General features: G+C 42.2%; 13 protein-coding genes. 6 read left to right on the top strand and 7 right to left on the bottom strand.

Annotation, left to right across the window (positions count from 1 at the left end; genetic code table 11):
- The first annotated feature begins 181 nt into the window (after positions 1 to 181).
- Together rpoN and AHMF7616_RS03145 are read left to right on the top strand one after the other, a co-directional pair.
- On the top strand, positions 182 to 1,705 hold the full coding sequence (gene rpoN, locus AHMF7616_RS03150; protein ID WP_115371562.1) for an RNA polymerase factor sigma-54: 1,524 nt from the start codon (positions 182 to 184) through the stop codon (positions 1,703 to 1,705).
- A 146-nt stretch (positions 1,706 to 1,851) separates the two neighbouring features.
- The gene (locus AHMF7616_RS03145; RefSeq protein ID WP_115371561.1) at positions 1,852 to 2,469 is read left to right on the top strand and encodes a hypothetical protein; all 618 of its coding nucleotides are present in this window, start codon (positions 1,852 to 1,854) and stop codon (positions 2,467 to 2,469) included.
- Positions 2,470 to 2,557: 88 nt separating this feature from the next.
- On the opposite strand, the gene AHMF7616_RS03140 is transcribed toward AHMF7616_RS03145, so the two are convergent.
- The 4 genes from AHMF7616_RS03140 to AHMF7616_RS03125 all read right to left on the bottom strand — a co-directional run bounded on the left by AHMF7616_RS03140 (position 2,558) and on the right by AHMF7616_RS03125 (position 5,571).
- On the bottom strand, positions 2,558 to 2,854 hold the full coding sequence (locus AHMF7616_RS03140) for a PIN domain-containing protein (protein WP_158546085.1): 297 nt from the start codon (positions 2,852 to 2,854) through the stop codon (positions 2,558 to 2,560).
- A 113-nt stretch (positions 2,855 to 2,967) separates the two neighbouring features.
- Positions 2,968 to 3,797 (bottom strand): IS5 family transposase gene (locus AHMF7616_RS03135; protein ID WP_115371190.1). Its coding sequence is split into 2 segments (ribosomal slippage): positions 2,968 to 3,404 and positions 3,404 to 3,797, totalling 831 coding nucleotides; the frame shifts between segments, so codons are not numbered across the junction.
- Positions 3,798 to 3,909: 112 nt separating this feature from the next.
- Positions 3,910 to 4,137: a UPF0175 family protein gene (locus tag AHMF7616_RS03130; protein ID WP_115371559.1), complete on the bottom strand. Its 228-nt coding sequence runs from the start codon at positions 4,135 to 4,137 to the stop codon at positions 3,910 to 3,912.
- Between the two features lie 246 nt (positions 4,138 to 4,383).
- Complete coding sequence (locus tag AHMF7616_RS03125; RefSeq protein ID WP_115371558.1) at positions 4,384 to 5,571, bottom strand: esterase/lipase family protein; 1,188 nt, start codon at positions 5,569 to 5,571, stop codon at positions 4,384 to 4,386.
- 348 nt (positions 5,572 to 5,919) lie between these two features.
- On the opposite strand from AHMF7616_RS03125, the gene AHMF7616_RS03120 reads away from it, so the two are divergent.
- Genes AHMF7616_RS03120 through AHMF7616_RS03110 form a run of 3 tightly spaced genes read left to right on the top strand, consistent with a single transcriptional unit; the run spans position 5,920 to position 8,297 of the window.
- On the top strand, positions 5,920 to 6,399 hold the full coding sequence (locus AHMF7616_RS03120; protein WP_115371557.1) for a DUF4188 domain-containing protein: 480 nt from the start codon (positions 5,920 to 5,922) through the stop codon (positions 6,397 to 6,399).
- 36 nt (positions 6,400 to 6,435) lie between these two features.
- Positions 6,436 to 7,530, top strand: coding sequence for a sensor histidine kinase (locus AHMF7616_RS03115; protein WP_115371556.1), 1,095 nt, complete (start codon positions 6,436 to 6,438; stop codon positions 7,528 to 7,530).
- The gene (locus AHMF7616_RS03110) at positions 7,530 to 8,297 is read left to right on the top strand and encodes a LytR/AlgR family response regulator transcription factor (protein ID WP_115371555.1); all 768 of its coding nucleotides are present in this window, start codon (positions 7,530 to 7,532) and stop codon (positions 8,295 to 8,297) included. Before AHMF7616_RS03115 ends, AHMF7616_RS03110 begins: the two co-directional genes overlap by 1 nt.
- A gap of 121 nt (positions 8,298 to 8,418) precedes the next feature.
- Here the strand turns inward: AHMF7616_RS03110 and AHMF7616_RS03105 are convergent, their stop codons facing one another.
- Both AHMF7616_RS03105 and AHMF7616_RS03100 read right to left on the bottom strand, forming a co-directional pair.
- Complete coding sequence (locus AHMF7616_RS03105) at positions 8,419 to 9,768, bottom strand: FAD-dependent oxidoreductase (RefSeq protein WP_115371554.1); 1,350 nt, start codon at positions 9,766 to 9,768, stop codon at positions 8,419 to 8,421.
- A gap of 253 nt (positions 9,769 to 10,021) precedes the next feature.
- The gene (locus tag AHMF7616_RS03100) at positions 10,022 to 11,224 is read right to left on the bottom strand and encodes a family 1 glycosylhydrolase (RefSeq protein WP_115371553.1); all 1,203 of its coding nucleotides are present in this window, start codon (positions 11,222 to 11,224) and stop codon (positions 10,022 to 10,024) included.
- Between the two features lie 563 nt (positions 11,225 to 11,787).
- Between AHMF7616_RS03100 and kynU the strand changes: the two genes are divergently transcribed.
- Positions 11,788 to 13,119, top strand: a complete 1,332-nt coding sequence (gene kynU, locus AHMF7616_RS03095) for a kynureninase (protein ID WP_115371552.1) — start codon at positions 11,788 to 11,790, stop codon at positions 13,117 to 13,119.
- 670 nt (positions 13,120 to 13,789) lie between these two features.
- Here the strand turns inward: kynU and AHMF7616_RS03090 are convergent.
- A complete protein-coding gene (locus AHMF7616_RS03090) occupies positions 13,790 to 14,638 on the bottom strand; it encodes a glycoside hydrolase family 25 protein (RefSeq protein WP_158546084.1) in 849 nt (282 codons plus the stop codon).
- Positions 14,639 to 14,692: the final 54 nt, after the last annotated feature.

The raw sequence follows: 14,692 nt of genomic DNA, 5'->3' as shown, positions 1-14,692 counted from the left end.
AGAAATGTTATTTCTTCTTATTTTATTAGCATCTTGCTACTTAATATCCTGCTACTTGCTACTTGCTACCTGATACCCGATTCGGCACAAAGTAACGATATTTTAACCTTTTTTTTAGAACACCAGTAAAAATATCATATTTTTGAAGAGCCAACTAATCCGCCGGTAAGATGGCCCCGTTATGCAAAGACTCGATTTAAAACAACTTTTATCCCAGAAGCTATCGCCGCAGCAGATACAGTTCATAAAACTGTTGCAAATACCCACGGCCGAACTGGAAATGCGGATAAAAGAAGAGATGGAGATGAACCCTGCTTTAGAAGAAGGTTCTGACGAAGATAAAGAACGCACGGATGATGATGAAAGCGAGGACAGCGACGATGATTTTGACGCCGACGACAGCCTCGACGAAGATTTTGACGAAGGCAGTTCGGATGACAGCTACGATGGTCCGGAAGATACCGTGGTAGATGATGGCGGCGATCTGGACTTGGATGACTACTTGCATTCCGACGAGATTGCGGGTTATAAAATGCAGGGTGATGGCCCCGGGGAAGAAGAAGACCGCGACATGCCCTTAGCCGGCTCTTCCTCGTTAATTGATGCGCTGCTCGACCAGCTCGGTTTTTTAAATTTGAACGAAGAACAGGAAGCTATTGGCATGCAGCTCATTGGCAGCATCGACAACGACGGCTACATCCGGCGCGAACTTAGTTCAATTGCCAACGATCTCGCTTTTTCGCAGAACATTGAAGCTTCCGAAGCCGAGATAGAAGCCGTTCTGCGTAAAATTCAAACCTTCGACCCCGCTGGTATTGCGGCCCGTGATTTACAGGAATGCTTACTACTGCAACTCGAACGCCACGAACAAGATGAATTTACCGAAATTGCGGAGCGCATTATTGACGAGTGTTACGACGAATTTACCAAAAAGCATTACGAAAAAATTAAATCGCGGCTCGATATTGATGATTTCGAGCTAAAACAAGCGATTAATATTATTTTAAAGTTAAACCCTAAACCGGGCGGGTCGGATGCGGGAGCCGGCAAACCCCAATACATTATTCCGGATTTTATCTTAACCTTAGAAAATGGCCAGTTTAATTTAACCCTTAACTCCCGCAACGCGCCCGATTTACGCATAAGCCGCGAATACGCCGATATGTTCGACGCCTACGATAAAAGCGCCAAGAAAGATAAAAAATTTAAAGAAACGGTAACTTTTGTAAAGCAAAAGCTGGATGCGGCCAAGTGGTTTATTGATGCGATTAAACAACGGCAGCAAACTTTACTGCGCACCATGGAAGCCATTGTAAAACGCCAGCGCGAATTTTTCCTGGAAGGTGACGAAAGCAAACTGCGGCCCATGATCTTAAAAGACATTGCCGAAGATATCGGGATGGACATTTCCACGATTTCGCGGGTAGCGAACAGCAAAAGCGTACAAACCGAGTTTGGGGTTTATCCGTTGAAGTATTTCTTCTCCGAAGGCATTGCCACCGACTCCGGCGAAGACGCCAGCAGCCGGGAAGTAAAACACATTCTGAAAGAAATTATTGATAAAGAAAATAAGAAAAAACCTTTATCGGATGACAAACTGGAAAAAATGCTGAACGACAAAGGCTACAACATTGCCCGCCGCACCGTAGCCAAATACCGCGAACAACTAAACATACCCGTAGCCCGACTGCGGAAAGAGTTATGAGTTGAAAGTTATAAGTTAAGAGTGGAAACAGTAATGGTTGTTTTATTTTAATTATTTACTTTTAAGCTCATTAAAGTTGATTTAATTATTTTCTTAAAAATAGTTAGCAACTTATAACTCTTAACTTTCAACTCATAACTCTTAAAGTGAACCGAACGTTGGCGCAGATCTTATCCGTTATTTTTCATCCGTTGCTCGTTCCTAGTTACTTGTATTATCTGCTTTTGTACGTAATGCCCGATTCCATGCTTACTTTTCCGTTGGTAAGCCGTTGGTTGGTAATGCTGCTGGTTTTTATTTCTACTTTCCTGATTCCTACGCTGGGCACTTTGGCATTAGTACGAACGGGTTACGTTAAATCCATGCTGGCCGAAGAACGCAGTGAACGCAGCTGGCCTTTGTTTTTTACCACTGTTTGCTTTGCCATGGCTACCTACATGTTTTACCGCGAACAGGTTTTTGACGATTTACTCTACGCCATTATGGCCGTAATTACGATGGCCGTTTTTTTAACCTTTATTATTTCCCGCTTCTGGAAAATAAGCGCGCACAGCATTGGCATGGGTGGGGCACTGGGTTTTATGCTATTGCTGCATACCTGGCAACCGGAACAGCGCTCCTTACACCTGGTTTCCGGCACTATTTTAATGAGTGGGGCCGTTTTATCAGCCCGGTTGGCGTTAGATGCGCATACCCCTCTGCAGGTTTATACGGGTTTTTTCCTGGGTCTCACGCTTAGCACCGGTATTGGTATTTTGGTATGATCCAAGAATTTACCTGGGTGTATTTTAGTATAACTTTCTCTGGCTTTTCACTTAAGTTGTAATTGCTCCAGGCCACCTACAAGCTTCCTCATTCTCCAGCTGCTTTTATGATTGCGGCAAATACTTCTTCGCTAAATCTGAAGTTGGTCATTCGTATTTTTTCAATAATTGGTTTAACTGAAGCAATAACTCCTTCTTTTTTTGCTCTAGCTATTATTCCTAATGTGCCTGTATAATTTAATTTTAATTTTTCAGCTAATTTTCGAGCCTGTAAATCATCCAAAATCAATAAAGCGTCCAACTTTTCCGCACACAATGCAATAGCACTGGCTTCGCCTTCGTCTACTTCTAGCGCCAATACAGCCTGATACTTTCTATCCTTCACAGATTCAATAAAGATCCATTCTGGTAATTCTTTCCCGAACTCTTGCGCAATCTCCTTAGTGGTTATTACCTCCTTAAATAGCTGTTTTAATAATAGACTTCTTTCAAAAGTACTTAGATAGTGTCGTAATTAGCAATGGCAGCAAAGAGGTTAAAGCGTAAGCCAAAGCGCTTTCGACGATTTCTATACTTGGTAGCAAAAATTTTGAATCGTTTAAGAAAACCAAACACGTTTTCAATCTTGATTCGCTGGGAAGACAACGCTCGGTTTTGTTGCTGGTCTTGCCGCGTTAAAGGATAATGTTTGGAGGCCTTCTTCGGGGTATGGGCTTGCGGGATCAACTTTTTGATTCCTTGATAACCCGAATCCGCTAATAGCAGGATAGGAGTTGGGAGTTTAAGCTGGCTGCATTTAAAAAGTTGGAAATCATGCACTGCTCCTTTGGCAAAATGCGTACAAATGATTTTTCCGCTCTTCTTATCCACTATCATTTGTGTTTTCAGATGATGTTGTTTCTTTTTAGCCGAGTAGTAGCGTCTTTGTTTTTTTGGGGACGTTCGATTCTTGTCTCCGTAGCATCTACCAGTACTACTTGGTAACTGATGGAACTTTGGAGAAGGGCTTTTTTGCCAGGTAAGCTAAATTCCCCGGATTGGAGTAAAAGATTTTCCGCTCGTGTAATCAAGCGGAAGGCCGTGGCTTCACTCACTTGGTAGCTCTGAGCGATGTGAAAATAGGTCCGGTATTCCCGATTATATTCTAACATCATCAATACTTGATCGGCCTCCGACAAGCGACTAGGACGACCGAGAACTTTCTTGTTTTTGGCTATTTGTTCGCTTAAAACTGCTTTCATGTGCTCAAAGGTGGCTTTATGCACCCCTGTTAAGCGCCGGAAAAGAGCTTCGCTTAAAAAGCGGATTTGTTCGTATTTTGTCACCATACCGCAAAGTTCTGCTATTTACTTAATATCTAATTACTTTTGAAAGAAGTCTAATGTAATTTCATCAATTTTGTCTAAAAGAATAAAGCAAGTAGTATCGGCAATAACGATTTTAGATAATGGAGGCATCTTTCCCAATTTCACTAGCCGGATAATTAAACAAGGCTACGTTGTAATCGCTCAGTATTTCGGCAAAAGCAACTTTAGAAAGCCCGGCTACCTCCGCTGCTTGCCCTAAACTTAATTTTCCCGCTTCGTAAAGTTTAGCCGCTAAAAACCGGGCGGTTTGTTTTACATCTAATTCTACATTATCCGGTATATGAAATAGCATTGTTTTCATATGGTTCATTTATATTATATTATCATATTTTTTAAGAATGCGCCCGAGAGTTGGTTATATTTTGTAAATGTTTTTTAAAAGAAAGAGAAATAAAAAAGTTTTTTCACTCTCATAAATTTATATTATCTATATAGTTAGAACTAACTTGTACTTAAGGGCTAAGACTTGGCGTCGTGGCAGTATTTCACATTACTTATGCCGGAACATCAGTGGATAAAGCTACAAAGATGATGATAAAAGAAGGCTTTATATAAGTTTGTCAAAATTTGGAAGTGAAGAATCTATTTGCGAAACAATATCTGAAACATCTATACTATATTTATTTCCCAGTTCTTGGATGTATCCCGAACAATTCTTTCTTAATTCATAAATTGATTTAGTAAAACCTTCCAGTTGTTCATTGGTTAAGTCAGTTTCACGCTCTTTTGCTTCAATGCCAAGTCTTTCCAGTTCCCGTCTGAATTTTATAAACTCGTCATGAAGTCTATCTCCATATGTATAAATTTGACTATTTCGAGGTATCTTCATAAGAATAGTTATAATACCTTCTCGCAACGTATTTGCGTATTCATAGCACCTTTGTGGATGCTCCGGATGATTGCCTTCTAGAGCCAAATGCAAAAGTCCTCTTTTCTCCAAAAAGGTAATTATTTGGTGAGCTAAACTTTTTTCTTGTTTGTCAACCTTATTTTTAAAAAATTCATTTAGGAACTCACAAAGTAAACGATGTTGAACAGCATCCTTATTCTCAGGCTTAGCAATCGAAAAGTGATCGGAATAAGGCACTTTGTAAGATTCACCAAAGTATCTTGCTCCTGAAAAAGGTTCAACTACCTGATTAGTCCAAAAATTTTTTAGAACAATAAACTTATCTTCAATTAATTCTTTGCCTCTAATTTCAAGTTTATTTGAACTTCTCAGGTTCTGAAACTCTTTATCTAAGCTGTTTAACCATAAGTTATCTTTATTAAATCGTAGTATATCTGCCTGCGAGTTTCTTACAAATTTAATTATAGCACTAAATAAGTTGGCATAAGAAGAACCTAACGAAGGTGATGCCACCAAGAAAAGGCCAATTTTTATCTCCTGTTCAATAAAATCATACACCCTTTCCACGATAAACTTTCTAACAACGATTCCTCCCATACTGTGGCAAACAAACGCAATTTGCTTACTATCGAGTAGTTTGTCAAGTTTCAGCTGCTCTTTCAATGCATCCACAATATCGCTTAAGTTATAAGTACCAGAGAAAAAGCCCGTTTCATACATGAAATTATAAATGCCCCAGTCTTCAAACTCCTTTTCTTCTTTTAATAAATCAGGCCAAAAAGAACCATTTTTATGGGTCCAACAAGTTTTTCCACTAGAAAGAATTCCATGTACAAAAATAACCGACGTATTTCCTTTAGACTTCCTTATCCATTCACCTTTCATATTTATGAACTTAATTCTTGAATCAGCTTGTTCATTGCTATTACGTATAAATAGTGACTTATGCTAAAGTTGCGCAAACATCTCTAAGATAGCAGGCTTTGCGCCTTTAACAATAATATTGCTTTATCTACAACAAAAAAAGGCCCTAACTATCTATCTTTCAATTACGCTTATCTACATTTCAGTTGCATATTTCTACGCTTGGCCACAAAAAATTTAAAAAACTTTTGGGTTTAGCTTCTATTTGCTTTAAAACAAGGAGACTACTTCCCGCATTAATTAAAAGTAAATGGGAAAATAGGAGCCAGCTTTAATCATGTTTTCTTTCAACCGCTAAAATTTAAAAATATGAGTATAATACCCGGCCGCATGACTACCCAGTTAAACCAGGATTTTGTGGTATTTTTAATTGGCATGCGCATTAATAAATTCTGGAGTTTTGGCCAATGGTGGCCCGTAGCTATGTCCATGCCCCGCATGATTCAAGAGTTAGTAAAAAATCCGGCGAGTGGTTTTCTGGGGAGTGAGCAATGGTTTGGGCGCACCACCATGATGGTGCAATACTGGGAATCTTTTGAAAAGCTGGAAGCCTACGCTCGTAACCCCGATGCCGAACATTTTCCGAACTGGGTTAAATTTAATAAACTGGTACGCGCCTCCAGAGCGGTGGGCGTATGGCACGAAACTTACCAGATTACGCGGGGCAAACACGAGAGCATTTACGTGAACATGCCTCCTTTTGGCTTGGGCAAAGTAGGTAAGGCCATTACGGTTACGGAGCATTTAAACCAGGCCCGTAGTCGCATGCAGGGTACTCCGCAGCCTTAATGGGTTTAAGTTTCGCTTTATCTTAGCTTCCTGATTATGGCTTACCTCCACAAAAACATTTCTGTTCCGGAACCACCCGTAAAATTAGCTTCCTCGCGTCCGCGCCATTTTGCAAAATTTTTAAAATGGGTAATTCTCATATTTTTGCTCGTGCAATCCTTAGCGATTATCCCGTATATCCAGCATCCGGAAAAGTGGCAGGTAAAAAGCGGAATTTTTAATTTATTTTTCTCGGCGGTGGCTTTTGCCCTGCTCTGGACGGCCAATCACTTTTTGTCGCGCGGACTGGAGCGCTATTATCCCTGGTTACAACACCCCATCCGCCGCTTATGGATTAGCGCCGTAGCTACCTTAGTGGTTTCGTTTACAATTATTATGGGCATTAACCTGGTGCTCTTGCCTTTACGCGGCCTAAGCTTCAACGCATTGGGCACCAACCAATGGATAAGCATGGTATTTGGGCCGGTAATTATTACGTTTTTTATTTCGTTGTTTATGCATAGCCGTTCCTTTTTATTAGGCTGGCGGCAAACCGCGATTGATGCCGAGCGCCTGCAAAAAGAAAATATTGCCTCGCAGTACGAAAGCTTAAAAACCCAGGTAAATCCGCATTTTTTATTTAACAGTCTGAATGCGCTCACCTCGCTGGTAACCACCGACCCAGACCTGGCGGTAAAGTTTATTAAGCAACTGTCGGAAGTGTACCGGTACGTGCTGGACAGCCAAAATAAAGAAGTAGTACCGCTGGCCGACGAACTAAACTTTGTGCAGTCTTACATTTTTCTGCAGCAAATCCGGTACGGTGAAAGTTTGCAGATTACCACTGATCTTGCCGAACTTTACCAGTACCAGATTGCGCCCTTATCGGTGCAAATGCTCCTGGAAAACGCCATTAAACACAATATGATTCTGGAAGACCAGCCGCTGCACCTTAAAATAGCGGTTACGCCGGACGAGTACCTGGCCGTAGAAAACAATTTTCAGATTAAAAATTTTCACCCTGATTCAATAGGAATGGGCCTGAAAAACATTGAAGCCCGCTACCGTTACTTAACGGCTAGGCCGGTATTAATCGAACAAACCTCGGCGTATTTTCGGGTAAAACTACCTTTACTCTATTTCACCTCCTGATGCGCGCCCTGATCATTGAAGACGAAAAACTGGCGGCCAACCGATTGGCCCGCTTACTGGTACAAATTGACCCAAACATCCAAGTTATCGGTCAAATAGAATCGGTACGAAAAGCCGTGCAGCAGTTTAATTCTGGTCTAAAACCCGATGTAGCTTTTCTGGATATTCAATTAGCCGATGGTTTAAGTTTCGAGATTTTTGATCAAACCCAGGTTCCTTGTCCGGTTATTTTTACCACCGCTTACGACGAGTATGCCATAAAAGCGTTTAAGGTAAATAGCATTGATTATTTATTGAAACCCATTGATGCCGATGAGTTAGCGGCTGCTCTCCAGAAATTTCGCCATTTAGCTGCTCCGGTGCCGGTTTCGGTTACTCCTAATCTGGAACTTTTACAAAAAGCCATGCACATGCTGGGGCAAACTCCTTACAAAAACCGATTTGTGGTAAAGGTAGGCGAACACATTAAAGCTATTCCGGTTGACCAGGTTGATTTCTTTTTTAGTAAAGAGAAGGCCACTTTTTTGCAAACGAAAGAAAACAAGCGATTTGTCATTGATTTTTCACTGGAGCAACTCGAAAACTTGCTTGATCCGCAGCAGTTTTTCCGGATTAACCGCAGTTACATGATCAGTTTACCCGCCATTCAGGATATTGTAAGTTACTCCAACAGCCGTTTAAAAACCTTTCTCCGGAACGCCCCCGAACCAGATGTAGTGGTAAGCCGCGAGAAAGTAAATGCTTTTAAAAACTGGCTGGATCGGTAGAGAAATAGTTAAATGCAATAGAATTTTTTAAATAATTACCGGGCAAGGAATTACTTCCGTGTTTTTAAAGGAGCCAGAGTAATAGATTTACAGGTAGTTAATATTCTTTTCTCCTCGGCTTTTACCGCATTAATTTCTGCACCAATTGCTGCACTTCTGGTTTATCGTAGTCGCTTTCGTGGGTAATATGTTTCATGAGTTTTTTCATGATTTTATCCTGGTGCTTGCCGGTTTCCAAGGCTTGGGAATAAGGTAAATGCGTATAGGTAACCATGGTGTAAAGCGGCAGCCATTTTTCCGGAAACTGGGCATTTATCTTAGATTCTATTTTCTTGCGCAACAAAAACCGCGGATCGGCTACTAAATCGCGCATTTCAATAAAGTTCTGCACGGCTAGTTCGGCCATGGCATCGGTGTTGGGTTTGCGGAGTTCCTGAAATTTTTTAAAAATAGTTTGCCAGTCGCCGGAATGTTGCTCTAATAATTGGTTTAATTCGGTGCAATCTTCGAAGCCAGCGTTCATGCCCTGGCCGTAAAAAGGCACAATGGCGTGCGCCGCATCGCCCAGCAATACTACTTTATCTTCCAGCGACCATGGAAAGCATTTTATGGTAACCAGCGAACCCGTAGGATTTTCAAAAAAATCACTCACTAAATCCGGCATGAGTGGCAAGGCATCGGGGAATATTTTTTTAAAAAAATCGAGTATGTCTGCTTCCGTTTGCAGGCTGTTAAACGATACGTCGCCTTCGTAAGGAAAAAATAAAGTACAAGTAAAAGAGCCATCCAGGTTGGGCAAGGCAATCATCATGTAGGAGCCGCGGGGCCAGATGTGTAAAGCATTTTTCTCCAGCATCCACTGGTTGTTTTCGCCCGGGGCAATGCGCAATTCTTTGTAACCGTATTCCAGGTAGGTTTGCGAGAATTCGTATCGTTCCGTTTTCTGCAAAGCATAACGCACCATAGAATAAGCCCCATCGGTTCCGAACAACCGGTTCGCCGGAATCTTCAGCTTTTCCTGGGTAACCGTGTTTAGCATTTCTAGTTCGTTGGCTACCAAATCTACGTGCAGGCATTGCTGGTTGAAATGCAGGTCGATGTTCGGGTTCTGATCTACCAGGTTCATGAGCGCCACGTTTAAGCCGCCCCGCGATACCGAGTAAATAGCCTGGTTTTCTTTACCGTAGGGCTGGTACGATAACTGCCCCTGTACATCGTGCATCATGCGGCCATACATGGGAATAGCCACTTTCCGAATCTCTTCCGCAATACCTACGCCTTCCAAAGCTTTCCAACCGCGGTCGCTGAGCGCCAGGTTAATAGAACGGCCGTATTCCACGTAGTTTTGCCGCAGGTCGTTGCGCCGCTCATATACCGCCACCTGATAGTTATTCTTAGCCAGATACAATGACAAAAGGGAGCCGACTAGGCCGGCTCCCATGACAGTTACTTGATTATTGGCTGTTGTCATACGCTTTCGATCGGAATTTTAAAATTCCGAGGATTGTAAAGGTAGCAAACTTCCGGTAAGTAGTTTGGTTGTAAGTTTTAAGTTAGTTGTAAGTTTTAAGTTATAAGTATCCACTACCAGCCGCTTGTTTCCATCTGAAACTTTAAACCTGAATACCTCCATTTAAACAGAAAGCCTAGAACGTAAAACCAAAACCACCGAAATACAGTGTCTTATAACCGTGGACCATCGTCTATCGACTCTGGACTAAATACTAGTAGTAATTAAAGTGCAGCCCGAATTTTTCTTCTTCCATTACGCCTTTCCATTGCTTTATAAGTTCTTTGTAGGCTTCTCCCACCGGCCGGATTTGGCGGTTCATGTCGTATAAGCCTAAGGCATTTACGCGCCCGACATCGGCCCGTAGCGCCGAATCCCAGTCCACCTGATCAATAAGGCTGTACCAGGTAAAGCCCATTAACGGAATACCGTCGCGGCGCAAACGTTTGGCATTGGCCCATTCTTTCCGGAGCCAGTTTACCGAGTTCGGCTCAATCATGTTGGTTTCGGTGTGCATTACCGGTAAGCGGTAGCGGTTGTAATACTGCGTGGTAATCACGTAATACCCAAAAATTTCGCCGGAAGCGCTGGTGCTGCCGTTGGCGTGCACCATGTGCTCGTTAGTGAAATAATAATCGTTGCCCATAATGCAGTGGGCTTTTACCTGATTCTGCAAAAACCAATGGTATTCTTCGCGGGTCATGCCATTGTCCAGCAGATATTCGTACATCATGGCCCGAATGGGATAGCCGTAAGTTAAATCCAACGATAAAAACCGTTTCTGATTTAAAAAACTAGCCAGTTTGGTGCAACTCGGGTCTTCGGCGTGAAAATATTCCGACGATTCACTTTGAATAAATACCGCATCGGGCCGCACTTTTAAAATTTGGTGCATCGCCATTACGTTGGCTTTACACAAATTCTTCAGGGCCGTTACAAAGGCTTTGTCGCTGCTTAAACATTCGTTCCACCAGCCATACTGGCCCGAAAAAGTGGCGGCAATAAAGATTTCGTTAATGGGCGTATAAAATTGTAAATGCGGAAATCGTTCGGCAAAAGCCCGGGCATATTCGGCAAAATAATGCGGAAAGTCGGTATTCTGGAAATTACCTAACCAATCGGGTACCCCAAAGTGGCATAAATCTACTAATGGGGTAATTTTCATTTCCTCCATTTTCCGGAAGGTAGTGTCGGTAAAATCCCAATGGTACTGGCCCGGGCCCACGTGCGTCGAGAACAAAGGCGGGCCGTAACGCAGGTAATCAATGCCGGTTTCTTTTACCAACCGGAAATCTTCTTCCCAAAAATCGTAATGAAAAGCTTTCTCCATTTCATCTACTCGCTTTACCTTCCCATCTGGTAAAATAATATTCGGATAGCTATTTTCTATGCCGGTAGCAAACATGAATTGATTCATTCGTGTTATAGATAAGGTGGTTTAACAACATTTTGTTAGATAACGAAAGTATCTGCGGATAGTATAAAATCGCGTATACTACCACTCTGGCAGAAAAGGTTATTAATAGCGCTTAACTTATCAATGAGGCAATGGGTTTTAAATTATTTAAAAATTACAATTAAAAAACCTATAAATGCTTTTAAATAGCCATAATAAATTAAACAGTACAATTTAACAGAATTACAAGCAATGTAAAACCAATTTTTTTAAAATTAACTTTCTAAACTTCTTCCGTTGGTGAAGTACTATATTGCTGTTTATGGTTTGCTATAATTAAAGCTTTAACTACAACTGCTGGTAATTGTTTAAAAATAGAAAAACTTGTTTGTATAGGCTTTCCTGCGTTTATTCTTCTGGACAATTACCTTTAACCAAACTAATTCTACAATAAACTTAATTTTAGTAATTCTGGTATGCAGCACCCAATTACAACGTGCCAACCAATCATTCGCCAAAAACAGTAAATCTATTGAGGGTTTATTTCCGTTTCTACGGGAACCAGCTTTATCACTGGCCAGCTTATGACTTACGAAAATTCTTTGCAATTTGCCCGCTCCCAAGATCATAACGATTCATTACAAACGTTTCGGGAACGGTTTTACATTCCGCAGGTAAACGGGAAAGACGCCATTTATTTATGCGGCAATTCGTTGGGGTTACAGCCGAAATCGGTACGGGCAGCCCTGGAACAAGAATTACTGGATTGGCAAAATTTAGGGGTCGAAGGTCATTTTCAGGGGAAAAATCCTTGGTTTCGGTACCACGAGTTATTTTCGGAAAAAGAGGCGCGGATAGTGGGCGCTCAGCCCGCAGAAGTAATCGTGATGAATAATCTAACCACTAATTTACATCTGTTGCTGGTTTCTTTTTACCAGCCAACTCCGGAGCGCTACCGTATTATTACCGAAGCTGGCGCTTTTCCTTCGGACCAATACGCCCTGGAAACGCAGGTAAAATTTCACGGCTTTCATCCGGAAGAGGCTATTTTGGAGCTAAAACCCCGACCCGGCGAATGTAATTTGCGCACCGCAGATATCGAAGCCGCCATTGCAGAAAATGCCCATTCGGTAGCGCTGATTTTAATGGGTGGCCTGAATTATTATACCGGCCAGGTATTTGACTTAGCCGCCATCACGAAAGCCGGACATGCTGCCGGTGCCTTGGTGGGTTTTGACTTAGCGCACGCTGCGGGTAATGTTTTGCTTAGCTTGCACGAGTGGGAAGTTGATTTTGCCGTTTGGTGTACGTATAAATATTTAAATTCCGGACCGGGTGGCGTGGGAGCCGCTTTTGTGCACGAAAAACACGCCCATAATCCCGACCTTCCCCGTTTTGCCGGCTGGTGGGGCCATAACCCAGAAGAACGTTTTCAGATGAAAAAAGGCTTTAAACCCATGGCGGGCGCGGCGGGTTGGCAGCTTAGTAACGGCGCTATTTTAACCATGGCCGCGCATAAAGCGGCGCTGGATATTTTTGACGAAGCCGGCATGCCCGCCTTACGAGCCAAAAGCGAACAATTAACCGGCTATTTAGAATTTTTAATTCAGGAAATGGGATTATCCGCCACCCAATTGCAAATTATTACGCCTGCCGAACCCACCGCTCGAGGTTGCCAGCTATCTTTGCTGGTACACCAAAACGGACGCGCTTTATTCGAAAAACTAACCGCGGCCGGCGTTATTTTGGATTGGCGCGAGCCCAACGTTATCCGGGTGGCGCCGGTGCCTTTGTATAATTCCTTTGAAGATGTATTTTGCTTTGCCGAAATCTTGCGTAAAAGCTGGACAGAATTAGAACAGGCTTCTACCAAGGGATTGGTTGCGCCAGCTAACACAAGCGATCAGAGTAGTTAAAGCCAGTATAGTTCTGTGGAGCTTGTTCCAGTCTCCAGGCTCAGGTGCTACCTAGCATGTTAACTTCAAGTTTGCCTCCTGCCCGGCGGGGCCCGTTTGGCTCTTTCGGGCTAGTCTAAGCTTCCTTTCCTCACTCCGCTGCAGAATACTGCTGCGCAGTACCGGAACCTTAGAAGGCCCTTCACAGCCAAACTGATGATGTTTATTCTTAGCTTCGGCTTTTCTGACTCCAATAGATAGATTTTACGGGAAAATTTAGAAATTACATTTACTATATGCCCCAATACTAGAAGCGGCAAAATTAAACTTCCTAGTCTTGTTTTCTTTTGAGTAAATTCTAATGAAAGTTGGTTTCGTATTAGGTTATTATTACTCTGAAGAAGGTAATCTAGGTAGCTACTAGCAACTGACATCAGTTTGGCTCAGGAGCAATCTCAGCACGTGCCAACTAGACAGCGCCAGTGCATGGAGGCTTGAAAAGGCTCTAACGATCAACGGTAATGAACGCTATACTCTTTTTATATCAATTACTATTTACTAATGAATATTACTAACATGCAATAGCAACATCGTTAAAACGAACCGAAAGGTTTTATTAACCAAGCGTTTTTTAATTTTTTATAGGTTTAAACATTAAATATTTAAAAAACAGAGAATTAAAGAAAGTATTTTAATTCACGCATAGTTGCTTTAAAGCTGCTTTACTGCCGTAGAACACATTGCAATCAACCCGGCCTTCAATGCCGGGCACGGCGCCGCGGTCGGTGTGTTGCCAGAACTTTACTTGTTTGCGGCTGTAATCCGTGAGTTTTAATTTATTCACCTGATAATGCGCAATCCAGAAAGGATATTCTTCAAAAAAGCCTTCAAAATAATATTTATAGAAACTATAATTAGTATAAATAATCGGTTTTACGCCGTATTGCCATTCTACCCATCGGAGCCAGGTACGCACGCGGTCGCGTAATTCTTCTTCGGTAGCATGGCCGGCCTGTTCTACATCTAAAACGGGGGGTAAATCACCGGTACCAATCTCTACCTGCGTTAAAAAGTTAATGGCTTGCAACCAGGCCGGTTGATTAGGGCGGTAAAAGTGGTAGGCTCCCCGCATTAATCCTGCTTGTCCGGTTCTGCGCCAATGCTTTTGAAATAAGCGGTCGCGGCCCAAAAAACCTTCGGTAGCTTTCACGAAAACAAAAGCAATCTTTTGTTTTTTTACTGCGGGCCATTTTACATGAGCTTGGTACCTAGATACGTCAATACCCCGCACCACCTCTCCCGTTGGCCAACTTACCGGTTCCCCGGGTAAACCATAGTAGTAACCTTTTTCTTCTTTGCTTATTTGGTCTATTGTTTTTTTGCCGCGCCATTTAACCAGAAAACTCGGCGGATACTGATGCACCAGGTAAACGCCACAGACACAAAGTACTCCTATCCCCAAAATAAAGAAGAAAGATTTTCTACCAGATGGGAGTTGCCTGGTGGTAGATCGTTTAACCGAAGATTTTTTTTTGGTCACCGTTTCTGTTTCAGTTATTTTAATGAGCCTCCAATTTAAGCTAAAAAAAAAGTA

The organism is Adhaeribacter pallidiroseus (assembly GCF_003340495.1).
In the GTDB taxonomy this organism is placed as follows: domain Bacteria; phylum Bacteroidota; class Bacteroidia; order Cytophagales; family Hymenobacteraceae; genus Adhaeribacter; species Adhaeribacter pallidiroseus.
This window is presented reverse-complemented; position numbering and strand designations above follow the sequence as displayed.